Source organism: Desulfovibrio desulfuricans, from assembly GCF_004801255.1.
GTDB classification, from domain to species: domain Bacteria; phylum Desulfobacterota; class Desulfovibrionia; order Desulfovibrionales; family Desulfovibrionaceae; genus Desulfovibrio; species Desulfovibrio desulfuricans_C.
Genome location: NZ_CP036295.1, coordinates 427,857 through 451,561, shown reverse-complemented (window position 1 = coordinate 451,561; position 23,705 = coordinate 427,857). Strand labels below are relative to the sequence as shown.

The window sequence follows — 23,705 nt, the reverse complement described above, 5'->3', positions numbered from 1 at the left end:
CTACTTTGCCCTGGCCACCACGCTCTGCCCGGCGAAGACCTGTTCGCCGATGCGCGTGGCCGCAACATATCCTTGGGGGAGATAAAGGTCAACTCGCGAGCCAAAACGGATCATGCCGTAGCGTTGCCCACGGGCCAGCGCCTCGCCCTCTTCCACCCGGCACACGATGCGGCGGGCCACAAGGCCAGCAATCTGCACCATGGTCCAGGGGTTGCCCTCGACATCGCGCAGGCTGTAGGCGCAGCGCTCGTTGTGCGTGGAGGCCTTGTCAAAGGCTGCGTTTACAAACGCGCCGGGAAAATACCTGATGTCCTCGACCGTGCCCGTCACAGGGGCGCGGTTCACATGCACGCTGAACACATTCATAAAGATGCTCACGCACAGCCGGGGTTCGTCGGTAAAGGGGTCGGGCCGCTCTTCGATGCGGACGACCTTGCCGTCCGCAGGGCTGACGGCAAGACCCTCGCCCTGGGGAACCACACGCTCGGGATCGCGGAAAAAATGCATGCTGAACCAGCACAGGGCCAGAAAAACCACAGCAGGAAACCACCATCCCATGCAGGCAAATACCAGGGAACTAAGGCCGGTAAGGCCGATGCACGGCCAGCCTTCGGGGGTGATGCCGCAATTGGGTGTACGCATGGCGACTCCTGTGGGGGTTGTGGCAGGCACGCGCAACGCGCCGCGCCCGCAAATCCTGATCGGCCATATGCCGAAAGATAACTATACCCCGCGTTTGCCTTCAAGGCAAGCATGCCCGCGCTGGCAGCGCCTGCGGGTCCATGCAGCACAAGCAAATCACAGGGACGCTTCCAGGCTGGCCGCAGCCCCCCTACCGCCGCAGCGAGGGCACAGTGCGCTCCTATTGCACAGTGCCTGCGACGCAGCTATACTGCCATTATGAACAGAAGGATCGCTGCATGCCTTTTGGCCCTGTTGCTGTCCGCCACCGGCGGCCTTGGCGGTTGCGGCCCCAAGGACATCGGCGAGGGAACATCCTCCCGCAGCGATTCGCAGCCGCAGGGCGTCAGCGTGGAAGATCAGCTGCGCTACCCCGTGTACGGCTCCAGCAATACCCAGCGCATGCTCTATCTGCAAAACCGCCCCGACGTGATGGACAACGTGCAGCAGTGGCGCATGATGCAGTTCAGGCGCACCAACGGCCTTGAGCCGGTCACTGACCCCGAAGACCCCCAGTACAGGGCTGTTCCCAAACAGCGCAGCCCTTTCAGGCAGTAATTACATGGATCCAATCACACATGCCGCCAGCGGCGCTGTGGCCATGCTAGCCATGCCCCGGCGTCCCGCAAGCCGCTGGGCTGTTCCCCTTGCCGCTCTGGCCGCCGCTTCGCCCGATGTTGACGTAACGCTGGCAAATACCCCCCTGCAATTTTTAGTGCTGCACAGGGGCATAACCCATTCGCTGGCCTTCGCCCCCCTGCTGGGGCTGGCGCTGGCGCTGGCGGGCTACGCCCTGTGGCGGCCAAGCACCGAAGGCCACTGGCGATTTGCCAAGACATGGCTGTTTATGACGGCCATGGTGCTGCTGCACATCTGGCTTGACTGCATAACCACCTACGGCACCATGATTTTTCAGCCGTTTTCAAGCATGCGCGTACGGCTGAATGCGGTCTTCATCATTGACCTGCTGCTCACCCTGCCCCTGCTGTGGGCCATATGGCGCTGGCGTGCTCGGCGCGGCCTCATGCTGCTGGCAGCGGCGTGGCTGTTTGTCTACCCCGGCCTTTCCATGGGGCTGAACGCCTGGCATACGGCCCAGACCCGCGCGCGCCTCACGGCGCAAGGCCGCCCCCCCCAGAGTCTTGTAGTGCTGCCGGATGCGTTTGCGCCCTTTTTTTGGCGCGCCCTGTACACGGTGGGCACGCCCGACGGCCTGATGGTGTACGCGCAGGGCATGAATGCCCTGGGCGCGCCCCAAGGACCTGAAACCGCCGACACGGCCCTGCCCGAAAGCCTGGCCCGTGATCTTGCGCGGCAATCTGTGGTAGCGGACGCTTTTTTGCAGTTTACCCTGCTGCCGGTGGTTGCTCCCCTGCCAGCCGACATGCTGCCCGACAACGCCGCCCCTGCGCGGCCCGACTCCCCCGCCCCCAGCTACATCATGGTGCATGACCTGCGCTTTGGCAGCAGCCTTGCCATTGTGCGCAAGGTCATGAGCCTGCGCCCGAGTGCGGATATTCCCTTTAAATACATGGCAGAGCTGGCCCCTGTGCCCTCGCCTGCCCCCCCAGACCCCTCTGCCGCAAAAGACACGCCTCAGCGTGCCAGCGCATCCGCCCCGGCCTCTGCATCAGGGGCAGCAATTGAGCCGTGCCTGCTGCGCGAACGTATGCGTTTTTCCGACAGCCGCCGCGACTCTCTGTGGCAAACGCCGCGCCCGCCCACAAAGCCAAGCCTGCTGCACTGGCTGGTTGGCCTGCGCTGAGCGGGCCCGACCCGGACTCTGCCCGGCTGGCGGCCCGCGCACAGGCACAATGACTCCCGCAGTTTTTTAGAGTATCAATACCTTTCGCGCCCTCCTGCCGCGCCCAGCTGCGGCAAAAGCGCGTAAAATTCCGCCCGGCGCGCCTTTGCCGGCGGCAAATACCAGAGGTATCCATGAGCGACAACTTTACGCATCTCGACAGCCAGGGCAACGTAACCATGGTGGATGTGGGCGCAAAAAAGCCCACCGAGCGCGTTGCCATAGCCGAAGCCATCGTTGAACTGGCCCCGGCCACCATGGAACTGCTGCGCAAAAACGCCCTGCCCAAGGGCGATGTGCTCACCTGCGCCAAGATTGGCGGCATCATGGCCGCCAAGCGCACCGGCGAACTTATACCCATGTGCCATCCGCTCAACCTGACCTATGCCGACGTGCGGTTTACGGTTACAGAAATGCCCCCCACGGTGCGCATTGAGGCGGAGACCCGCACTGTCGGCCCCACCGGCGTCGAGATGGAAGCCATCGTCGCGGCTCAAACGGCGGCGGCCACCATCTACGACATGTGCAAGGCCGTGCAGCGCGACATCGTTATCAGCAACGTGCGTCTGCTGCACAAACGCGGCGGCAAAAGCGGCGAATTCAACGCTCAGGATTATAACGCATGAATCTTGCTCAAATAGACCCCGTTGCCCTTTCCATCGGCAGCCTGCAGCTGCGCTGGTACGGGCTCATGTATCTGGCCGGGTTTGGCCTTGGCTGGGCGCTTGGCCGCTGGCGCGCGTCGCGCCCCGGCTCTGGCTGGACAGCCCCCGATGTGGACGACCTGCTGACCTGCGTGATGATTGGCATCATTCTGGGCGGCAGGATCGGCTATGTGCTGTTTTATGATCTGCCCGTGTACATCAACGACCCCATGGAAATCATGCGCATCTGGAACGGCGGGATGTCGTTTCACGGCGGGTTGCTGGGCGTGCTTGGGGCCTTCTGGTATTTTGCCCGCACGCGGGGCAGGTCGTTTCTTGAAGTGTCCGATTTTATTGCGCCGCTGATTCCGCAGGGCCTCTTTTTTGGCAGGCTCGGCAACTTTATCAACGGCGAGCTGTGGGGCAAGGTCAGCGATGTGCCGTGGGCCATCGTATTTCCCGGTGCGGGGGCACTGCCCCGCCATCCCTCGCAGCTGTACGAAGCGGCGCTGGAAGGGCTGGCGCTTTTTGTCATGGTATGGGTGTTTTCTTTAAAGCCGCGCAAAACAGGTGCGGTCTCGGGGCTGTTTGCCCTGGGCTACGCCGTTTTTCGCTTTGCGGTAGAATTTGTACGCGTGCCCGATGTGCAGCTGGGGTATCTGGCCTTTGGCTGGCTGACCATGGGGCAGCTGCTGTGCGTGCCGCTGATGCTGGCGGGTTTGTGGCTGCTGTGCCGCAAGGCCCCGGTGCTGGCCCCGCACATGCCCCCGGCCGAGCGCAAAATCCGCCCCGAGGGCAAAGCCCCCAAGGGCCGCAAGAAATAACTTTTTTTACGTGCATCCATAGCGGGCGCTGTCTGCACGCCGCTCAGCCTCCGGCGGGGGGCAAGGGCGTGTTGACAGCGTCACGCTTTTTTGTGAAGCTGACCGGCGTTTATCCACATCATATTTTGGAGTACACATGGCCAAGGAAGGATCAATCGAAGTAGACGGCGTGGTGCAGGAAGCCCTGCCCAACGCCATGTTCCGAGTGGAACTGGAGAACGGCCACGAAGTTCTGGCCCACATTTCTGGCAAAATGCGCAAGTTTTATATCCGCATTCTGCCCGGCGACCGCGTTAAGGTAGAGCTTTCTCCTTACGACCTCACCCGCGGGCGCATTACCTACCGCATGAAGTAGCTGCGGGCGCGGCGGCTTTTCCCGCCACATGAGTGGCCTTTTGCGCCCAAGGCCGCGCCCCCTTAGCTCTGCCCAATTCTGTGGCCCTTGCACTTCAAGGCCTTACACAAGGCCCGTCGCGTGCAGCAGGGCCACGCACAGCAAGGCCCACACGCCAGCCAAAACATCGTCGATCATTATGCCAAACCCGGCGGGCAGCCAGTTTTCCGAAGCCCGTACGGGCCACGGCTTGCAGATGTCGAACAGCCGAAAAAAGGCAAACGCCGCCAGCACCAGCCCAAAGCCGGGGTTTTGAAAGGGCAGCAGCACAAGCCACACCCCTACAAGCTCGTCAATAACCACCTCGCCGGGGTCTTTGCGGTCAAGCAGCTGCTCTGCACGGGTGGAGGCAAGCCCCCCCAGCACAAAAATGACCACCAGCAGCACCGCCCGCCACGGCAGCGACAGCGGCAGAAAAATATACGGAGCCAGCAGGCAGGCTATGGCCGTGCCCCAGGTTCCGGGGGCCTTGGGGTCAAGCCCGGCTACGCCCAGACGGCAGAACGACAGAATCAGCTTGTCAAAAAAACTCATGCGGCCTCCGCTTTGTGCGTGTTTTTTGTGCAGCTTACGCGCAAAGCCCGCGCAAGACCAGCACTGAAGACATCCACGCGCAATTATTGCCTAAAGGGCATATTTGCCGTATATGCAAGCCCATGGACAAGAATCGCAGCGAACTTTTTGCGCACTTCAGTTATGACGACAGCCTCACCTACGAGGCCCTGATTGAAGTGGAAGAAGACCTGACCCGCGACGTGGAGCTGCTGCTTCAGCGGGCTGGCGCTGCCCACCTGGACTTTACCCCCCTGGGCGATGCGCTTATGTTCCAGTGCGTTTTTGAAGCGCACCGGCTCTATGTATACCGCAAAATCGCTCTTGAAATTGCCGCGCTACTGCCGCAAGGCGTGCGCGGCAGGCTGCTGTGCCTGGACAAAAATTTTGAATCAATGCACATTTTCTGGCTGCGACATGGTGAATGGCAGGAAGAAGAACGCCCCGTTCCCCTTGACCCGCCGCAAAGCCTCAAGGTCTGGCGCATCGCTGGCGCAGCCCCGCAGCCACGGGCCTCGGATGAGCTTGGGGACGGGACAGAGAGCTGACTAAAAATTTTGTCTGACGGTTTTGCAGATTTGGCGGATAGCTGGCGCAGAAGGCAGCTCCAAGCTGGCGAGAATGGTCGGCTGCGAGCTGAATGAAAACCCAGCTGCCCCCAAAAAGACCAGAGCAGCAGCGGCGCACGCCGTATGCCGCGCGATAACATGCCCGGATGGTGGAATGGTAGACACAAGGGACTTAAAATCCCTCGGCCGCAAGGCTGTGCGGGTTCAAGTCCCGCTCCGGGTACCATTGAATATCAAGGAGATTCCCGGATTCGTCAAAATGACGGATCCGGGATTTTGACTTTTTGGTCCATCACAAAAATTATGCCAATCTTTCCTCCACGCGTTTTTCCCAATCCCCGCCCCCAAGCTTGCAAATGAAATGATTATCCCTCATAATCGCTTCATAATTTGGAGCGATTATTTATGGAAACGCCTCATTACGTGTGGCAGCACAGGCACTGGCAAAATTTTGAGTTCAGTTCTGAAAAAATTCTGCTGCCATTAGCTGCGGTTAGAAAGATACAAGGGCGTCTACTGGGCACCGTCGCAGGGCTGGGCATCGATGACAGCCTGCGGGCATGCGCCCTATCACTGGAAGAAGACGCCGTGCAAACCGCTGCCATTGAGGGCGAATCGCTTGACAGGGAGGGCGTGCGCTCATCCATCGCCATGCACCTTGGGCTTCCGCATGCGGGCATGCGCCCAGCGGGCAGAGCTACAGATGGGTTGGTGTCGGTAATCCTCGACGCGACGCGCAACTACGCCGCCCCATTGACCAGTGACCGACTTAAAGGCTGGCATGCGGCGCTGTTCCCGACCGGGCATTCAGGATTCAATAAAATTACCGTGGGTGCGTGGCGCACCAAGCCCATGCAGGTAATTTCCGGACCAGTGGGCAGGCAAAAAATCCACTACGAGGCCCCAAACTCAAAAACCCTTGATGCAGAAATGACGGCATTTTTTGAATGGTGGGCTGCAAGCCTCATCCAGATGGACGGGATCATCCGGGCGGCTCTGGCGCATTTTTATTTTGTAACAATCCATCCATTTGATGACGGCAACGGCAGGCTGGCCCGCAGCATAGCAGATATGGCCCTGGCGCAGGACGAAAAAACAACCATGCGATTTTACAGCCTGTCTGCGCAGATCATGGCCGACCGCGAGTCGTATTATGAAGTTTTGGAGCGCACGCAAAAAGGCTCTGGCGATACAACAGATTGGTTGCTCTGGTTTATTGGCTGTCTTGAACGCGCCATACTTGCGGCAGAAAAAACTCTGGATTCCATTCTGCTAAAAGCACGCTTTTGGAAAACCCACAGCGAATTTGCCCTTACCGAGCGGCAGCGCAAAGTGCTCAATCGGCTGCTTGATGCTGGCCCCGGCGGCTTTGAAGGTGGCCTTTCTACCCGCAAATACATGAGCATGACAAAAACATCGCGCGCGACTGCATGGCGCGAGATTGAAGACCTGCTTCATAAAAAGATGCTGCAAGCCCTACCCGGCGGGGGGCGCAGCACAGCGTATGAGGTGGCGTGGGAACAATGCCGTGTGGAAAAATAGTAGCGGGACGAAATTCCTGATTTACTCCCCCCGCCACTCCAGCGCCTTGCCGTAGCCAGCGCAGGTCGCAACGCAGTCGCCGCAGTGCGTGCAGTCTCGGCGGTCTGGGCCGCCAATACGGCGCGGGGTCAGGTCCAGCGAACAGGCCTGCTGGCAGGGCGGCTTGCCTTTGCAGCTGCATTTATCAACCTGCCAGCCAATACGCAGGCCCGGCGCTTTAGCGGGCAGACATCTGGCCGCAGCCCCAAGCAGTACCGACTGTGGGCAGACAAAGCGGCACCACAGCCGCTTGCCCGTGGCAAACTCCAGCACCAGCGCCGCCAGCGGCACTGCAGCGGCCCCGATCAGCAGCCACACGTCGTCACCCTGCCACACCAGCACGGGCAGCAGAGAAATTTCACCAGGCAGGGACACTATGCCCAAAGCGGGAAAGCCCGCCCCAAGCGCCGCCACAAGCCCCATGGCCAGCAAGAGCGTTTTGCCCCAAAAGGCCTGACGCACCTGCAGACGCTCGCCGCCGCGCCGCCAGCGCAGACGGTACGCAAGCTCCGAAAAAAAGCCGTAAGGGCAAATCCACGAGCAAAAAACACGCCCCAGCAACAGGGCAAGTCCCAGCGACAGCACAGCACCGCCCATCAGCCGCGCCGCAGGCAACACTCCCATGGCCGCCACCTGCGCCGCAGCTACCGGGTCGGCAAAGGGCAACCCGCCAAAATCCAGCGCAAAAAAACTGCCGCTCACCCCGCGCCAGCCCGCCGCATTGAGCCACGGCAACAGGCACAAGCCCGCAATTACCAGCAGTTGCAACACGCGCCGGATCCATTTTATCCGCTTCATGCCTTGCCTCCAGGCGCTTTTTCCGTAGGCGCCGCCAGCGGCGGCTTGAGCCTCGACGACGCCGGTACAATTTCCACGGCCTGCACCGGGCATACATAGTCGCAGATGCCGCAGCCCACGCAAGCAGTTGTCATCACAGGCACCAGCCCACCCGAGAGCACAACCGCCGAGCCGCGCAGGGGGCAGCGGTCATAGCAGGTCATGCAGATGGTGCCATCCGTATAATTGTGGCAGCGGGTTTTGAGAATATACGCTTGCCCCATGCCCGCCCGGTGCATTTCCACAACTGAATTATCCAGCGCCCCCGTGGGGCAGACAGGCGGACACTTCATGCACAGATAGCAGGGCTTTTTGCGTGGGCGCACCTGCGGCGTGCGGCGGGTGCGGCCAAAACCGCCCGCCAGCTCTATGCTTTCATACGGACAGGCTGTGACGCACTTGCCGCAGCGCACGCACTTGCGCAAAAAAGATTCCTCATCAGCAGCCCCCGGCGGGCGCAACGGCGGCGCAAACAGATTCATGCCCGTTCTCCGTTTTTGGGGGCGGCATCACCGTCCGACGCGCAGCGGCGGGGTTCGTGGGCCGGGCAGGCCATGTGCCCCTGATTGTCCATGTCGTCCCCGTAATCGGCAAAGACCAGATGCAGATCATCCACCCCCGGCAGATCGCGCAGGGCTTTAAACTCCGTCTGCAGGGCAGCGGACGGCTGTTCCACCACCGCAACCAGGCCGCCGTTTTCCGCGCCTTCCGGCGTACGCCGCACATCCAGAATTCCGGCGCGACCGCTCAAAACCGCCTCCAGCCCGGCACGTGCCCCGGCTGACGCACTGAGAATTATTCCCGCAATGGCCATATGTCCTCCTGCATTGCCCCGCCCGCATGCCCTGCACACGGGCGGACGCATACATCACTGTTCTGCAACGTTTTGTCCGGCGCGCACCTGGCAGGCCCTAAGCCTTGCGTACCCGCGCCGCGCATATCTTGTACTCCGGCTCGCGCGAACCGGGGTCGGTGGCGTCCAGAAAGAGCTTGTTGACCAGCTTTTTGGGGTCAAAAAACGGCACGGCCACAAGCCCCGGTCTGCACACGTCGCTCACGCGCGCGGGCAGCTCCATTTTGTCGCGCCGGGTTTCGAGCACCACGGTTTCGCCGTGCCTGATGCCAAGCGCGGCAGCGTCCTGCTCGTTTATCTCCACAAATGCCGCAGGGTTGGCCTTGAGCAGCTCGGGCACCTTGCCGGTCATGGTCGAGGTGTGCCAGTGGTCGATAACCCGCATGGAGGTAAGGTACAGGGGGTATTCCGCATCGGGCTCCTCCGCCGCGCCCTTGGCCGGGCGCATGAATATGGTGGCCTTGCCGTCCGGCTTGCCGTAAAAAAAGAACTTGTCCGGGTGGTCGGCAGGCACCAGCGGGTCATGCCCGCGTACAAAGCGCAGGTTGGTGCCGGGGTGGTCCTCCGAGGGGCAGGGCCAGAGGATGCCCGACTCCTTGCGCAGGCGCTCGCGGGTCATACCGTAAAAATCGTACGTGGTGCCCTTGGCCACCATGCGCCATTCGTTCCAGACATCCTCGGCGTTTTTAAAATTCACCAGCTTGGGGTCAACCCCCGCCCGCTTGGCGAATTCCACCAGGGTGTTGACCGTGGGGCGGCACTGACCGGGCGAATCTACGGCCTTTTCGGTCAGCGAATAGCGCCGCTCGCCGCAGCCGTACACGCCGTCGCGCTCGCACCAGAAAGAAGGCGCAAGCACAAGGTCGGCGTATTGCAGGGTTACGGCATCGGGGAAGGCCTCGATGCACACCAGGAACGATTCCGGGTTCGACATGGCCTTGTGAACCTTGTTCAGGTTGGGCAGGGTGTGCGCGGGGTTTGTCTCGCAAATGACCATGCACTTCACCTCGCCCCGCCCCAAGGCCTCAAACAGCGCCACGGTGTGGTGACCGGGATTGGGCGAAATGCGCCCTTCCGGCAGGTTCCACAGCTTTTCCATCTCTGCCCGGTGCTTGGGGTTGGTAATAGCGCGCCCGGCAGGCAGCAGATGCGCCAGAGCGCCGGTGTCGCGCACGCCGCCGCAGGCATTGGGCTGCCCGGTGAGCGAAAACGGCGTTGCGCCCGGGCGGCATATCTGCCCGGTCAGCAGATGCAGGTTGTGGATGAGATTGTTGGCAAAAACGCCCTGCACCCGCTGGTTGATGCCCATGCACCACAGGCTCATGGTCGCGGACGATTCGGCAAAGGCGCGGGCCGCCTTGTATATCTGCTCCACAGGGATGCGGCATATCCCGGCCACTTTTTCGGGCCGATAGTTTTCCAAAAAGGCCTTGTAGCCCTCAAAATCAGAGGGCTTGCCCTCGGCATCCACAAAGCTCACATAGCGCTGCCAGAAGCGCGGGTTGTCCAGCTCTTCATTGATGATCACCCAGGCCATGCTGTGCATAAAGGCCAGGTCTGTGCCGGGGCGAAAGGCCACGTGCATGTCGGCAATGCGCGAGGTATTGGTACGGCGAGGGTCGGCCACAATGATCGTTATGCCCGGCTCCACCTGTTTGCGGCGGGCAATGCGGCGAAACAGCACGGGATGCGCCTCTGACGTGTTGGAACCGATGATGAAAAAGCAGGTGGCCTGGTCGATGTCGGCATACGTTCCCATGGGTTCGTCCTTGCCGAACGTGGTGGTGTAGCCGCCCACGGCCGAGGCCATGCACAGGCGGGGGTTGCCGTCCACGTTGTTGGTGCCAAAGCCGCCCTTGAAAATTTTGTTGGCAAGGTAGCTCTCTTCGGTCAGACACTGGCCCGAGCCGTACCAGGCTACGGAATTGGGGCCAAACGTGTCGATGCTGTGCCGGAACTTGGAAGCCATAAGGTCAAGGGCCTCGTCCCAGCTTATGGGCTCAAGCGGGCCGCCCTTGGTGCGGCGCAGCATGGGCTGGGTGACGCGCTCCTTTGAGTTGAGCACGGGGATGAGCAGCGAACCCTTGAGGCACAAAAGGCCAGCATTGTGGTTGTTGGGGTCGCCCTGAATGGCAACGGCCTTGCCGTTTTTAACGCCCACCAGCACGCCGCAGCCCGTGCCGCAGTAGCGGCACACGCCCTTGACCCATTTGTCGGGCTTGTTGTCGTCCGCCGCAAGGGCAAGGGTGGGCAGCCCTGCGCCCGTAGCCGCCGCCATGGCGGCAGACATGGCAAAAAACCGTAAAAAATCACGACGCGATGAATTCATATCCGCACCTCGCTGTTAGCTTGGCATGATTGTTTTGTGAGCATGGCCGCCCGCTGCGGGCAGGGCCAGTTTGGGCCGCGTGGGCGGCCTGCGCCTATATGCGGCTGGCGCGGGCTACAAATCCGTTTTGCCGCTGGGCATGCGATATTCATACGCCTTGCCGTGCATGGGGCTTTGGTGGTTGGGATGGCAGGACGAGCAGTCATCGCGCTTGCCAAACTTGGCCTCCATGCGCTGGATGGAAAGCGAATGGCAACGGGCGCACACCTCGACCCCCGGCTTGCGGGTAAAAGGAATGGCCCCCTTGCCGTCAGGCATGCCGTGACAGGTCTGGCAGCGCACAAGCGTGATGCCGTGCTTGCTTTCGTACCATTCCTGCGCAACGCGCGGGGTGCTTTTCATGTGGCAGGCGTAGCAGTCGCCCGCCATCTGCGGCGCATCCAGGTGTTTTGCCGCCTCGCACCGCTCTGCAGGAAAGGCCCAGGCCATGTACAGAAAATAGCCGCCCGCCAGCACCGCCAGGGCAAGCAGAACGATGAGCAGTTTCTTGTTGCGGGTCATGGCCGTATCTCCTTAATTTTCTGTGCAAACTTGGTATTGGCGGGTATGCGCTCGTCAAAAACGGGCAAATGGGCGAGGTTGCGGTGGCACCCCACGCAGCCGCTGCGGGCCTGACCGTTTTTGCCCTCGTAGTTTTCGTGGGCCAGGCGGCCCTCGACAGAAACCGGCCCGTCAGCCTTGGCGTTGCGGGTCAAATCCTTGTGGCAGGCCCGGCAGTTGGCGTCGTCGGTGAAGCGGCGGGCAATGGGCTGCATGGCGGCCCGGTTGAGGTCTGTGCCGCCGTCCACGTTGTGCACCCACAAGTCCTTGATTCCCATCCATGCCTTGGCCCCGAGCATGCGGGCCAGATTGCCCGACGGGATATGGCATTGCGAGCATCCGATGGCTTTGCCCTGTGCGTCCTTGGCGTGCGGTGACAGCATCAGTTCGTCCTGATACACGCGCATTTCGTGACAGGACAGACAAAACGCCGTCTGTGACGAATACGACACCCCCGCTGCCGCCAGGCCTACGCACGCGGCCAGGGCAATACAGCCCACAATCCAGACGCGCTTAGAAGGATACGGCATGGTTTTGGTCTCCATGGCTGATGGTTCCGCCAGAGCCAAGAGCATCTTTGTCCGAAAAATGCTCTTGCTGGCGCATATTGTGAATTTAGCCACAAAAAGCAAAACCAATGCCAAATACACCATTTAAAAAATTTGTGTGATTAATGGGAGTTTACGGGTTCTTTACCCGCAATGGCCCGGCGAATTGTCATAAAAAAATGACAACAGTCATAACTATCTGACAATGCAAACGCATAAGATGACGCAAGCCCCGCATGCGCGCTTACGCATGCGGGGCTTGTGGTAGTATCGCCGCGAGGCCGCCGCCCGTGCGCCTGCACGTCGGCAAGCCGTGGCGGGCGGGCTATGGACGGGAGTTATTTTGCCGACTGGGGCACATTGGTAAATATCCACTTGGCAATGGCGGCAACCGCCTGACCTTCCACCCCCAAATACCCGTGGGCCGACATGCCCTGACAGGCGTCGCCAATGCCGTCGCCGTGCGAAATGCTTACAATATCCTTGCGCGGCGCATTTTTCAGGGCGCTCTGCAGGCCTCGCACGCCGGAATAGGGGCTGACCTTGCAGGCGTCCTGCTCGTTGTGAAAAATCAGCACCGGAATGGCCATGCGCCCAAGATCGGCATTATAGACCGTGCCGCACATAAGGCCAGCCACCATGCAGCACACAAGACAGAGGGCCGCGCGCCACGGGTTTCACACCGCATTTTTCACCAAAGCCACCGATATATCCGAGCTGCTGCCGATCATTGCGCCTTCTGTTGCATCTGGCGGATACCACTGCCATCAGGGATTTGCGCACAGCGGCCATGCCCGGCATGGTCAATGCGCACAGCGTTTTTTCGCCTTGATACCATATCGGCGTAAACATTGCGTTAAGGCCCGCCGCACCCTCTTGCCGCCAGCCGCAAATCAGCTACAGTAGCTCCATGATACGCTACGGATTTGCCTGCAAGACCATCGGGGTTCCCCACGCCGACCTCAGCGGTCTTACCCTTGCCAGGGCCACGCCCGACAACATGCGGGCCGTGTGCCGCCATAACCTGCGCGCGCTTGAAACCATGTTGCGCTACTGCGCCGCCGCGCGCATACCGCTCATGCGCATCAGCTCGGACATTATCCCGCTGGCCTCGCACCCCCAAAACAGCTTTGACTGGCGGCAAGAGTTGCGGGAGGAGCTGACGGCGGCGCGGGCAGCACTGGCCCAGACGGGCATTCGCGTTTCCATGCATCCCGGCCAGTACACCGTGCTCAATTCTCCCCGTCAGGATGTGGTTGACCGGGCGGTGGACGATCTGGTTTTTCACGCCGGTTTTCTTGACGCCCTGGGCGCCGACAGGAGCGCCCGCATCATTCTGCACCTTGGCGGCGGCTACAATGACCGGGCCTCTGCCGTCACGCGGCTGACCGAAAACCTGCTGGCCCTGCCCCCGCATGTGCTGGCCCGCATCTCGCTCGAAAACGACGAGCGCGTCTTTACCATTGAAGATGCGCTGCGTGTCTGCGACCGCTGCGGCCTGCCCGCCATTTTTGACGTTTTTCACCATTCGCTCAACGCTCCGGCGCACGGCACGCAGGCATACTGGCTTGACCGCGCCATGGAAAGCTGGACCCCGCAGCAGGGCCGACCCAAGCTGCACTACAGCCAGCAGCTGGCAGGCGGCAAACCGGGCATGCACTCGCGCTTTATCGCCCTGCGTGAATTTATGGAATTTCATCAGTCGCTGGGGCAGCGCGAGGTGGACGTGATGCTGGAGGTGAAGGACAAAAACCTTTCTGCAGAAAAATGCCTCCAGCTCACCAACCCGCGGCTGACGCGGCAGGATATCACCACGCAGTGGGCCAGATACAAGTATCTGGTGCTGGAGCGCGATCAGGGCGCATACACTGCCATACGCGCCCTGCTCAAGGCTGACGCGCCCGATGCGCAGGCTTTTTACACGCTGGTGGAGCAGGCGCTGCAAAAGGAACTTAACGGCCCGCAGGCCCGCAACGCCGCCGAGCATGTGTGGGGCTATGTGGACAAACTGGCCTCGCCCGCAGAAAAGAAGCGCGCCCTGGCGGGCATGGCCGAGCTGCAAAATGGCGTCGCCGCCCTGCCGCGCGTCAAACGTCTGCTGCTCGGCCTGGCAGAACGGCATAATGTGCAATATCTGCTGCACAGCATCTATTTTTATGTATAGCAAAAAAATCGGCCAAAGGCATACCCTTGCGCCGAAAGCTGTCAGCCGTCCGGGTCACGTCAGGCCCGCCGCCACGCCATGTGCAACAGCGGATATGGATTGCCCTGACCGTCCAGGGGTGAACGCCCCACGACCCTGAACCCCAATCGCTCATAAAAGGCCAGCGCCTGCGGGTTTTGCTCGTTGACGTCAAGGGTCAGCCGCTCATGCGCCGCACAGGCACGCGCCAGCAATGCCCTGCCGATGCCGTGGCGAAAATACAGCGGATCAACAAAGAGCATTTCCACCTGCGGGCCGTTGCAGCCCATAAATCCCGCAGGCCGGGCAAGCCCTGAGCCCGCCGGAGCATCGCTCCGCTGGCAGGGCGTGACCTCCGCCAGCCACAAAACCTCCACGCCGGGCAGGTACAAAGCGCTCACGTCATGAAAAAGCCGCTCAACCTCGCCGGACGGCAAAAATGGTGCGTGGCCTGCACGCTACGCCGCCACAACAGCGCAAGCTCCTGATGGTCGTCCGCTGAGGCCCTGCGTATGCACAACCCGTCCGCAACGTTTTGACGCCGGTCAGCGGTATCGCGCGGGTTCATCGACCGCTTTGAGCGGCAGCACCGGCCAGCAGGCCAGCCGTGCGGTCTACGCGAAAAGGCGGCACATGGCTTTGCAGCTCAAGGCTGAACTGCTCCTTGACCAGCTGGACGCTGTCGAGCAGGGCACGAACGTGCGAACGGGGCTGCGGCGCAGAGGCAGCCGTCGCCGGTGGCGACTGTTCAGGCCCCTGTGCATGCCGGGGCGAAAAATGTCTTTCAACCAGGGCCACCACCGTGTAAGCCACAAAGACCAGAGTGACCGAGCCAAGAAACAGCGCCGTGCGCAGCAGCATTTTAGTTGTCCTCGGCGGCGGGCAACACCCGCATCATGTCGCCTGTGCGCACAGCGCCGCCGTGCAGCACTTTGGCAAACACCCCTTGCGTGGGCATGATGCATTCGCCCATGGTATGGAATATCTGGCAATGGCTGTGACATTCCTTGCCGATCTGCGATACTTCCAGCAGCACATCGTTGCACGCAATGCGCGTGCCCACCGGCAGGGCGGCAAAATCAATGCCGTCCACCACCAGGTTTTCACCAAAACAGCCGTTGGCGACCAGCGCGCCTCTGGCCTTGAAAGCCTCAATGGCCTGCCACGAAAGCAGGCTCACCTGACGATGCCACTTGCCCGCGTGCGCGTCGCCCTCGATACCGTGATTTTCAATAAAATTGGCTTGGTCCACGGCCTTTTTGGCCGTGCCTTTTTTCTGGCTGGTGCAGATGGCCATAATCTTGCCCATGATGCTGTTCCTTTGCTGTCATGCTGTTCAGTGCCGCGCGTGGCGGCAGACTGCAGTTTGCCCCAGACATGGGGCTGCGTCCAGTGCGCGGGCCTGCCCGCTCGTACCGGCCCCGGCTTGCGAGCGCCCTTTCAGAGGCATGGCACTCACCGCAAACTGTTTTGCCCCGGACGCCTGGCCTGCGTCGGCAATTTGCGCGGGATAATAATACTTTTTAAGTATGTTATACCCAAAAAACGCCGCTTCCAAGGTTTCCGTCAGTAGCTATACTTCCAGGTCAGGCCGCCCTTGGTGCTCTGCTGCTCGGTGCGCACCTCAAGGTTGGCCCTGGGGGTCAGCTCAAGCTGAATGACAAAAGCGGTGCTGCCCTGCCTGGTGCCCTGCTGCACGCCCACATAAATATCTTCCGTCAGGTACTTGCCCATCTCAACTGCGCTGCCTGCGGCCATGTTTTCGCCGCCCTGCCCCTGCTGCCCCGCGCCCGACGCGGTGGAATTGAGACGCAGCACGTCAACCCCAAGGGCCTGACGCGCCGAGTCGAGCACGCCCCCGCCGCCGTTGCCTGTGCCAAACCCGGCCAGCTGCGCCACTGCGGCCGCCAGACGCAGGTTTTCCAGCCGCCCCAGTTCGCTGGCGCTTTTGCCAAAAAGAATCTGGGCCAGAATTTCGTCGCGCGGCATTTCCGGGTCGCTGCTCAGGATAAGCTGCATCTTGCGCACGGTTCCCACAATGCTGATGTTGGCCGTGAGCGCCGGGGTCTGGCTTGTGAGCATGATGTCCAGCAGGGGGTTGGAGACGGCCCCGCCGCCAAAGGTCACAGCGCCGCGCGCCAGCTTGAAATTTTTGCCCAGAATGTCAAGGCTGCCCTTGACCGCGCTGAGCTGGCCCGAAACGAGCGGCTCGGCGGGCGTGCCGCCCACGTGCATATCGGCGCGCCATTCGCTTTTCAGCCCAAAACCCTCGACCACAAAGCGGCCCGGCATGACAACGCGCACGTCAAGCAGGCCGGGCTTGCCGCCCGTTGCCGAAGCCTCCTGCGCGGGCTGATCCGCCTGAGCCACGACCGCAGCAGGCTTTTTTGCCCCGCCCGGAGCTGTGGACGCTGAGGCGGACGGGACGGGCGGGACGGCAGCTGCCCCCCTGGCCCAGGCGGGCGGAGCCTCGCTGATGGGCAGAGTTGTGATGCTGCTGGCGACATCAAGATTATTAAGCAGTACCAGCCCCTGATTGACGGTGAGGGTTCCGCGCACCTCCGGCGCTGCCGCACTGCCGCCTACAGAGGCATGGGCGGACAGCTCCACGCGCACGTCACGGCGGCGCAGGGGCCGCAGATGATTTACGTCGGCCACGAAATCAAGGTGACTGCCGTCAATGCGCGCCTGCCCTGTTATCCGCGCCGTTCCGCCCTGCCCGTCGGCGGCGGCAAGGTTGAGGCGGGCAAGACCAGGAGCGCCGTTGCGGCCTCCATCAAGGTCGAGGCGCAGATTGATGCCCGTGAGCAGTACGCCCAGAAGCAGGTTTTCGTAGCGGCCCTCGTCCAGGCGCGCAAATCCCTTGAGCGCTGGCGATTCGAGGGTTCCGCCCACATCGAGGGACAGCGCCAGACGCCCGGCCAGACGTTGGTCGGCCACAGGCAGCAGGCTCCACAAGGGGGCAATCGCTCCGTTCCAGCGCACAACCGCCCGCAGCGCCCCCTGCATATGTGGACGCGGCAAACCGCTGGCGTCAAAAAGCAAAGGCACGCGAGCCTCAACCCGGCACTCCGTACCGCCCAGCGCCGCCACCGTGGCCGGATCGGGCACAAGACGCAGGGCCAGCGCACCGCCGCCCGCAGCGTCGTGCTCAAGCTTGCCGGTCACTGTCACGTTCATGGGCTTGAGGGCTGTCCCCGACAGGGCCAGGTTGCGCACCTCGAGCCGCAGGTCGCCCTGAGGCCGGAAGGGGCTGCCCGTAAGCCGTGCCGAGGCCTCCACCGCGCCAGCTGGCAGTGAGGGAACCAGCACCCGCCACGGCGCGAGCGAAAGTTGCTCCAGCGCAAGACGCGCGTCCAGCTTGTCCGGGGTGATGACGGCCTGCGCCCGCAACCTGCCGGAGGGCTTTACAACGACATCCAGGCCGCTGAGGCCCAGCTCGCCTGCTCCATAGCGCACAGTGGCCGCCGTTGCGGCGCGCAGGCCCAGTTTTTGCGCAGGCAGGTCAAGCTCAAGCCGCCGCAGCTCAAGCGTGCCCGGTTGCCAGCGCACCGTGCAACGGGCCGCCGCAAACCCGCTGGTCTCAAAGTTTGCCTCCAGCGGCCCCCATATGGACCCCTGCGCGCGCACCTTGGCTCCCAGTTTTTTGTCGCCGCTGCGCAACCCGGCAAGATCCAGACGCCCGGCCAGCCCCCCCGCTCCAAATACGTCGGTCAAAACCGCCTCGCCCTCCAGCCCGTGAACCTCCAACGCAGGGGAACCGTCCTCCCTGTACAGCATGCGTGGAATGCGCCAGCGCAAGGCCGCCTGCTGCGTATAGGCCGGCGGCGAGGACGGGGAGGTTGCCTTTTGCAGCGCGGGTTCCTGCTGCGCGGGTTGCGACCGCAGTTCAAGGGACAGGGCCGCATCGCCATCCAGCCGCGCGCCGGGCAGCATGGCGGCAAGGGCCTTCCAGTCCGCCACGCGCACATCCACCTTGCCATCCACGCGCGGCGTCGCCGTCAGGGCAAGCGGCAGGGGCAGGGTTGCCGTTAGCTGCCCGCCTGCAGCAATCCCCAGCACAGCGCACTGCAGATCGCGCAGGCCAGCCTGCACCGCGCTACGGCCATTGTCCTGAACCTGCCGGGCAAAAAGCGTAGCGCCAAGGCTCTGCGAAAATTTGTCCACCGTGGCGGCGGCCTGCACGCTGACGGCAAGCTCCGCAGGCGTGTTTAACGGCTGCAGCGGTTGCGCAGCCCCGCCAGAGAGCACCTGCCGCCAGTTGAACGGCGCGCTTTGCAGCCTGAGCGAGGCATCGGCAAGACTGTGCCCGCCCACGCTCCAGGCCGGGCAATCAAAGGATATCTGCGCGTCCGGCGCTTGCAGCGGGCCTTTGAGCGTCACACGCAACTGCGCTTTTGCTGGCAGCTGCACATTTTCAGGCATGCGGCCCGCACCTGCGGGAGCCGCAGAGCCTTCGGGCGCTGCGGCGCTATGGTCTGCGGCTCCCTGCCCAAGGCTGGCCAGAATATCCACATCCAGCGGCCCGGCAAACCATGAATCGGCAGCGCCGCCCGTCCAGCCCGCGTGCCCGGCAAGGCGCAGCAAACCCGCCTGCAAAGAAATGCTTTCCACCGCCGCACGGGCGCTGAGCGCCTGCCCCTTGGCGGGCGGAGCTGTTACTCGGGCCGTCAGGCGAATCTCGGCCTGCGCTCCCTGCCCCAGCAAGGTCGCCAGCAATGGGGCCTCCACGGTTTTGGAATCGCCCGCCGGCAGGGCTGCGGCGGCTTCGGAACCCTCGGGCGCGGGTGCGGAAGGAGCCGTGCGCAGTTCACAGGCGAGCTCCGCCGCCATGTCCAGGGCCAGCTCGCCTCCCTGACGCGACGGAACCGCAGAGACCCGCACGCTGGCCTCAACAGCCGAGCCTGCCTGCCCGGCCAGCAGCAAGGGCGTAGTGTCCGTTCCTTTTAAGGAGATATTCAGATCGGCCTCGGCCCCGGCAGTTCCGGCGGCAGCCTTCAGGCCAGCGTCAAGGCGGGCAACAGCAGGGCTAAGCACGACATCAGCGGCGGGTTCAGCCTTTTTGCTCTGGCCTGCGGCATCGCCACCTGCCCGCGTCTGGTCTTGCTGCTCTGGATGCTCTGGCTGGTCTGGCTGGTCATGCTGCTCTGGCTGGTCTGGCTGGTCTTTTTGACCTAGCAGGGCCTGCGGCAACCGGGCATTGGTCAGAGCAAATTCTTCCAGCCGCAATTGCGGCAGCCAATCCGGCAGCGAAGCAAGGCCGCGCAGGGCCGCGCCCAGCTGGGCGCGCAATGAGGCTTCGGTCAGAGGCGGCGCGTCCTCGGTGGGCGGCGCATCCGGCAACAGGGGCAAACGCAGCAGCTGCGCGTTGTCTATGCGCACAAAGGACAGCCGCAACGTAGAGGGCAAGGCCTGCCAGTCCCAATGGGCGCTGCAGGCGGGCAGACGCAGCCACAGGCCTTGGGCGTCGTACAGCTCCACGCCCAGCGCAAAGCCAAAGGGCAGCGGGCCAGAAAGATGCGTGATGCGCGCCTGTATGCCTTGCGGGGGAGCCCCCGCCCCGGGCGCGGCCTGCATGACCGCGTTGATTTTATCCACCAGCCACGCCTGCACGGCCTCGCTGCGCAGCGCCGCCAGCGCCCCGGCAAGCGCCAGCGCGCACAGCAGCACGCACAGCCCCAGCACCCGGCCCGCAAGACGCAGCCAGCCTTTGCCGCGTTTTTTACCACGGTTTGGCGGGGCGGGCTGACCGGCTCGCGGGGGGGCAGCGCCGTCAGCGCCTGCGGTTGCCCGCGCGGAAGATGGCGGCACTGCCGCCTTGCGTTCCTGATCCATCAAAACGACTGCCCTATGCTGACGTAAATCTGCACCGGAGGATCGCCGTCAATGGGCTGCAGGGGAAAGCCCACGTCAAGCCGCAGCGGCCCGATGGGCGTAAAGTACCGAAAGCCCAGGCCCGTGCCCCAGCTCATATCGCCGATGACGCGCGGCAGCTCGTCCCTGTAGACCATGCCGCCGTCCAGAAAGGGCACAATGCCGAAGTCGTCGGTAATCTTGTAGCGGGCCTCGAGGTTGACCACCTGATAGGAGCGCCCGCCCAGCGGTTCGTCCTTGTGGTCGCGGGGGCCTAGCGACTGATAGGCATAGCCCCGCACCGACCCGGCCCCGCCGGTATAGTAGCGCAAGCTGGCGGGGATGGTGCGCAGCCCCGCGCCCGCAAGCCCCCCGGCCTCTACCCTGCCCGCCAGCACAAGCTTGTCGTCGGGCAGGCCGTCCTTGCGAAAGGGCGCGTAATAGCCGCTGGCCGAAACCACGCCGGTCATGACGTTGAAGGCCTCGCCGTAAAATCCGGTATAGGGTTTGAGTTTTACCGCCAGCTCCGAACCGTCGGCGGGATTGAGCACGTTGTTGCGCGTGTCGCGCCGCAGGCCCACTCTGGGGCCAAAAAAACCATAACCCTTGGAATCCTGCTCGTTGTCCTTGATGGAGCCGCTTTCTCCCCCAAGCCCGGCGCTGCCCCACCACTGGCGCGAAAGCCGCCGCTCCACGTCGCCGCTGCCGCTGCCCGCCATTTTTTCGTAGGCGCTGGTATGCTCGTGCAGGGTAGAGCCGCTCGCGAGCAGCTTTTGTTCACGGGCCAAAAAGGCCGGTTTTTCAAAGGCCGCCTTGAGACCCTGGGTTTCCGTGGCCACAGGCGCGGTGAGCGTGAGCTTTTCGCCGTTGCCAAAAAGATTGCGGTGTTCCCACATGCCTTCCACGCCAAGGCCAGTATCGGTGTCGTAACGGGCGCTGGCCCCCACGGAGCGAAAGGGGGCTTCGGCCACGGTCACTTCCAGCGGCAGCACCGCCGCGCCGTCCCGGCCCGCGCCTGCGGCCAGCTGGTCTTCAAGAGGTTTGGCCGCCACCGTGCGGAACAGGCCAAGGGAGCGCAGCGTGTTGGCGTAATCCTCCACCATGTCGGCGTTCCAGGGTTCCTCGCCCGTATTCCAGGGGGCCAGACGCCGCACGTATTCGGCGCTTACCTCACTGGCCCCGCGTACCTCAATGCGCCCCATGAGCGCCGGCGGGCCGGGGCGTACCAGAATATCGGCATTAAGCCTGCCGCCCTCGCGGTCAAGCGTGTAGTTTGTATCGGCCACTGCGGCCAGAGGGTACCCCTGCCGCCGCAAGGCCTCGGGCAGGGCGTTTACCGCCGCCAGCAGATCATCGGCCACTGCGGGCTTGCCGATGGCTGCGCCCGGCAGCACAGATGGAAACGACGGCGGCGGCACGGGTTCTGTCTCCAGCCCCCAAAAACCTACCTCGCGCTGACGGTTGCGAAAAAATTGCGGGACAACGGGCGCGGGGTCGTAGTACACGTCAGCCCGGCCCAGATTATAGCGCCTGCCTGGCGAGAGCGTAAGCACGACAGCCACGGGCTCGGCATCCCTGTCCATTTCAAACGAAGCCGTGCCGTCGTAATACCCCTGCGAATGCAGCAGGCTTGCGGCACTGGCCGTATCGGCGCGGGCACGCCTTTCGAGCGCCAGCAGGCTGTCGGGCGGTTCCCTGGTCAGCTGCACCAGCTGGCTTGCGGCCTTCATCTGCCCGGCCAGCGCCTCCGGGCCGTCATGCACCCGTATGCGCACCTTGTAGGGCACCGGTTTGCCCTGCCACTCGCCCTCAAGACCGGCTGAGGCCTGCGCGGGTTCTTCCGCCGGAGCGCGGGCCAGCAGGCCGCAGCCGCCAGCGCACGCAAGCAGGGCCAGAGCCGCAAGCAGCTGCAGCACCGCAAGGCAAAAGGGCCTTAACGCCGTGGTTGCGCTGTGGATAGACATCATGGTTCACCATACGTTGGCTGGCTGCATGAATCAAGAACCATTCGCAACTGCCGCTTGCAAAAAAATGCCGCTCCGCTAGGATTGAGACAACAGACGTAATAGCCTGTACAACGAATAACCACAGGGAAATAATATGAATTACGATCTCTGCCTGCACATGGACAGCAAGGACCCCGCCACCCTGCGCCTTGTTCTTCGTAATGCGGCCAACTATATCAAGGCCTTGCCCGAAGAACGCTTTCAGCTGGTGGTAGTGGCCAATGGCCCGGCCGTGACCCAGTTTGTCAAAAGCAACGAGGAGTTCCGCGCCATTGCCGCCCCGCTGCAGGATCAGGGGCTGCGCATACTGCTTTGCGCCAACGCGCTTGCCGACAACCACATCGGCCACGCCGATCTCTGGCCCGGATGCGATGTTGTGCCCGCCGGTCTGGTGGAAATTGTCCGTCTGCAGCGCGAGGGCTTTGCCTACATCAAACCGTAGGCGGGGCGGGACACACACGCAAAGGGTAATTACCCCAACGCAGCACATACATCTTGCTTCCGGCAGTGCCGGGGGAGGCTGGGCATGGAATGTTTTGGCGAAATTCTGGACATGGTGCGCCGCAAGGGCCCTGTGGTGCACAGCATTACAAACTATGTAACGGTCAATGACTGCGCCAACATTATTCTGGCAGCGGGCGGCTCGCCCATCATGGCGGACGACGCGGCGGAAGTTGAGCAGATCGTGGCCCTGAGCTCGGCCCTGGTCATCAACATCGGCACGCTCAACGAGCGCACCGTCGCCTCCATGCTGGCGGCCGGCAAGCGGGCCAATGCCCTGAACATCCCCGTCGTGCTCGACCCCGTGGGCGCTGGAGCGTCCGACTTGCGCAACGACACCCTGCGCAGACTGCTGCAGGATGTGCGCTTTGCCGTCATCAAGGGCAACAGCTCGGAGATCCGCTTTCTGGCTGGAGAAAAGGCCACTGCTCGCGGCGTGGATTCGGATGAAGGCGTTATGGTGTCCGAAGGAAATATTTCTGAAGCGGCACGCATGGCTTCGTCCCTGAGCGCGGCAACGGGAGCTGTTGTCGTTGTGAGCGGGCGCATCGACATAGTGGCGCACACCAAGGGAGCGTGGGCCGTCAGCAACGGCGACCCCCTCATGACGCGCGTTACAGGCACTGGCTGCATGACCGCCGCCATTGTGGGCTGTTGCGTGGGCGCGGCCCCGACAGAGCTGCCCCAGGCCAGCCTGTGCGCGGTATGCGCCATGGGCGTCGCGGGCGAGGTGGCTGCCGAAAACATGGGCGCTGTGGGCGGCGGCACAGGAACATACCGCGCCCTGCTGCTGGATGCCATGAGCTCCATGGACGGCCCCACCATCACCTGCAGGGCCAACCTGAGGCACGTGGTCTAGCTGTCAGCCTTTGCTACGTACAAAGCAGGCCCGTTTTTACCCTGGCACGCAGTCCTGTGGACGCGCCGGAGCAAAAACGGGCCTTGTC

25 protein-coding genes and 1 tRNA gene are annotated in these 23,705 nt (G+C 62.7%); 12 read left to right on the top strand and 14 right to left on the bottom strand.

All coding sequences use genetic code 11. The features are described 5' to 3' along the window. Positions 1-642 carry a phosphatidylserine decarboxylase family protein gene (locus DDIC_RS01770; RefSeq protein WP_136398862.1) on the bottom strand — a complete coding sequence of 214 codons (642 nt, stop codon included), beginning with the start codon at positions 640-642 and terminating at the stop codon, positions 1-3. 258 nt (positions 643-900) lie between these two features. On the opposite strand from DDIC_RS01770, the gene DDIC_RS01765 reads away from it, so the two are divergent. From DDIC_RS01765 to infA, 5 genes are all read left to right on the top strand, one after another. Next, positions 901-1,239 carry a chemotaxis protein gene (locus DDIC_RS01765; protein ID WP_136398861.1) on the top strand — a complete coding sequence of 113 codons (339 nt, stop codon included), beginning with the start codon at positions 901-903 and terminating at the stop codon, positions 1,237-1,239. Between the two features lie 4 nt (positions 1,240-1,243). Then, positions 1,244-2,446, top strand: coding sequence for a metal-dependent hydrolase (locus DDIC_RS01760; protein ID WP_136398860.1), 1,203 nt, complete (start codon positions 1,244-1,246; stop codon positions 2,444-2,446). Positions 2,447-2,619: 173 nt separating this feature from the next. Beyond that, positions 2,620-3,111 (top strand): cyclic pyranopterin monophosphate synthase MoaC, encoded by a 492-nt coding sequence (gene moaC / locus DDIC_RS01755; protein WP_136398859.1) that lies wholly within the window; start codon positions 2,620-2,622, stop codon positions 3,109-3,111. After that, positions 3,108-3,953 carry a prolipoprotein diacylglyceryl transferase gene (lgt, locus tag DDIC_RS01750; protein WP_136398858.1) on the top strand — a complete coding sequence of 282 codons (846 nt, stop codon included), beginning with the start codon at positions 3,108-3,110 and terminating at the stop codon, positions 3,951-3,953. The genes moaC and lgt overlap by 4 nt, the downstream gene beginning before the upstream one ends. 136 nt (positions 3,954-4,089) lie before the next feature. Next, a complete protein-coding gene (infA, locus tag DDIC_RS01745; protein WP_006008898.1) occupies positions 4,090-4,308 on the top strand; it encodes a translation initiation factor IF-1 in 219 nt (72 codons plus the stop codon). 102 nt (positions 4,309-4,410) lie between these two features. Here infA and DDIC_RS01740 read toward each other — a convergent pair whose 3' ends face one another. Beyond that, a complete protein-coding gene (locus DDIC_RS01740) occupies positions 4,411-4,881 on the bottom strand; it encodes a phosphatidylglycerophosphatase A family protein (protein WP_136398857.1) in 471 nt (156 codons plus the stop codon). A gap of 122 nt (positions 4,882-5,003) precedes the next feature. Between DDIC_RS01740 and DDIC_RS01735 the strand changes: the two genes are divergently transcribed. From DDIC_RS01735 to DDIC_RS01725, 3 genes are all read left to right on the top strand, one after another. Further along, positions 5,004-5,447, top strand: coding sequence for a hypothetical protein (locus DDIC_RS01735; protein WP_136398856.1), 444 nt, complete (start codon positions 5,004-5,006; stop codon positions 5,445-5,447). Between the two features lie 161 nt (positions 5,448-5,608). After that, positions 5,609-5,694: transfer RNA gene (locus DDIC_RS01730), tRNA-Leu, on the top strand. A 179-nt stretch (positions 5,695-5,873) separates the two neighbouring features. Further along, positions 5,874-7,010 (top strand): Fic family protein, encoded by a 1,137-nt coding sequence (locus tag DDIC_RS01725; protein ID WP_136398855.1) that lies wholly within the window; start codon positions 5,874-5,876, stop codon positions 7,008-7,010. 21 nt (positions 7,011-7,031) lie between these two features. Here DDIC_RS01725 and DDIC_RS01720 read toward each other — a convergent pair whose 3' ends face one another. The 6 genes from DDIC_RS01720 to DDIC_RS01695 form a co-directional block, all read right to left on the bottom strand. Then, positions 7,032-7,847, bottom strand: coding sequence for a 4Fe-4S binding protein (locus DDIC_RS01720; RefSeq protein WP_136398854.1), 816 nt, complete (start codon positions 7,845-7,847; stop codon positions 7,032-7,034). Further along, positions 7,844-8,368: a 4Fe-4S dicluster domain-containing protein gene (locus DDIC_RS01715; protein ID WP_136398853.1), complete on the bottom strand. Its 525-nt coding sequence runs from the start codon at positions 8,366-8,368 to the stop codon at positions 7,844-7,846. The genes DDIC_RS01720 and DDIC_RS01715 overlap by 4 nt, the downstream gene beginning before the upstream one ends. Beyond that, positions 8,365-8,700: a hypothetical protein gene (locus DDIC_RS01710; protein ID WP_136398852.1), complete on the bottom strand. Its 336-nt coding sequence runs from the start codon at positions 8,698-8,700 to the stop codon at positions 8,365-8,367. Before DDIC_RS01710 ends, DDIC_RS01715 begins: the two co-directional genes overlap by 4 nt. Positions 8,701-8,797: 97 nt before the next feature. Next, the gene (locus DDIC_RS01705; protein WP_136398851.1) at positions 8,798-11,068 is read right to left on the bottom strand and encodes a nitrate reductase; all 2,271 of its coding nucleotides are present in this window, start codon (positions 11,066-11,068) and stop codon (positions 8,798-8,800) included. A gap of 114 nt (positions 11,069-11,182) precedes the next feature. Continuing rightward, positions 11,183-11,629 (bottom strand): hypothetical protein, encoded by a 447-nt coding sequence (locus tag DDIC_RS01700; RefSeq protein WP_136398850.1) that lies wholly within the window; start codon positions 11,627-11,629, stop codon positions 11,183-11,185. Then, a complete protein-coding gene (locus DDIC_RS01695; RefSeq protein WP_136398849.1) occupies positions 11,626-12,198 on the bottom strand; it encodes a cytochrome c3 family protein in 573 nt (190 codons plus the stop codon). Before DDIC_RS01695 ends, DDIC_RS01700 begins: the two co-directional genes overlap by 4 nt. Between DDIC_RS01695 and DDIC_RS14015 the strand changes: the two genes are divergently transcribed. Continuing rightward, the gene (locus DDIC_RS14015; protein WP_282097271.1) at positions 12,197-12,325 is read left to right on the top strand and encodes a hypothetical protein; all 129 of its coding nucleotides are present in this window, start codon (positions 12,197-12,199) and stop codon (positions 12,323-12,325) included. The genes DDIC_RS01695 and DDIC_RS14015 overlap by 2 nt on opposite strands. Positions 12,326-12,554: 229 nt before the next feature. On the opposite strand, the gene DDIC_RS01690 is transcribed toward DDIC_RS14015, so the two are convergent. Continuing rightward, complete coding sequence (locus DDIC_RS01690) at positions 12,555-12,857, bottom strand: hypothetical protein (RefSeq protein ID WP_136398848.1); 303 nt, start codon at positions 12,855-12,857, stop codon at positions 12,555-12,557. Positions 12,858-13,126: 269 nt separating this feature from the next. Here DDIC_RS01690 and uvsE point away from each other — a divergent pair, with 269 nt between their 5' ends. Beyond that, complete coding sequence (gene uvsE, locus DDIC_RS01685) at positions 13,127-14,380, top strand: UV DNA damage repair endonuclease UvsE (protein ID WP_136398847.1); 1,254 nt, start codon at positions 13,127-13,129, stop codon at positions 14,378-14,380. A gap of 59 nt (positions 14,381-14,439) precedes the next feature. Here the strand turns inward: uvsE and DDIC_RS13845 are convergent, their stop codons facing one another. The 5 genes from DDIC_RS13845 to DDIC_RS01660 form a co-directional block, all read right to left on the bottom strand. After that, positions 14,440-14,799 (bottom strand): GNAT family N-acetyltransferase, encoded by a 360-nt coding sequence (locus DDIC_RS13845; RefSeq protein WP_247647514.1) that lies wholly within the window; start codon positions 14,797-14,799, stop codon positions 14,440-14,442. A gap of 163 nt (positions 14,800-14,962) precedes the next feature. After that, entirely contained in the window at positions 14,963-15,259 is a 297-nt protein-coding gene (locus DDIC_RS01675; RefSeq protein WP_136398846.1) for a hypothetical protein, read from the bottom strand. Position 15,260: 1 nt separating this feature from the next. Beyond that, positions 15,261-15,707, bottom strand: a complete 447-nt coding sequence (locus DDIC_RS01670) for an MOSC domain-containing protein (RefSeq protein ID WP_136398845.1) — start codon at positions 15,705-15,707, stop codon at positions 15,261-15,263. 257 nt (positions 15,708-15,964) lie between these two features. Then, positions 15,965-20,233 carry a translocation/assembly module TamB domain-containing protein gene (locus DDIC_RS01665; RefSeq protein WP_136398844.1) on the bottom strand — a complete coding sequence of 1,423 codons (4,269 nt, stop codon included), beginning with the start codon at positions 20,231-20,233 and terminating at the stop codon, positions 15,965-15,967. Then, positions 20,233-22,218: an autotransporter assembly complex protein TamA gene (locus tag DDIC_RS01660; RefSeq protein ID WP_136398843.1), complete on the bottom strand. Its 1,986-nt coding sequence runs from the start codon at positions 22,216-22,218 to the stop codon at positions 20,233-20,235. Before DDIC_RS01660 ends, DDIC_RS01665 begins: the two co-directional genes overlap by 1 nt. A gap of 133 nt (positions 22,219-22,351) precedes the next feature. Here DDIC_RS01660 and DDIC_RS01655 point away from each other — a divergent pair, with 133 nt between their 5' ends. Both DDIC_RS01655 and thiM read left to right on the top strand, forming a co-directional pair. Continuing rightward, on the top strand, positions 22,352-22,699 hold the full coding sequence (locus DDIC_RS01655) for a DsrE family protein (protein ID WP_136398842.1): 348 nt from the start codon (positions 22,352-22,354) through the stop codon (positions 22,697-22,699). An 84-nt stretch (positions 22,700-22,783) separates the two neighbouring features. Then, positions 22,784-23,617 (top strand): hydroxyethylthiazole kinase, encoded by an 834-nt coding sequence (thiM, locus tag DDIC_RS01650; protein ID WP_136398841.1) that lies wholly within the window; start codon positions 22,784-22,786, stop codon positions 23,615-23,617. Positions 23,618-23,705 lie beyond the last annotated feature (88 nt).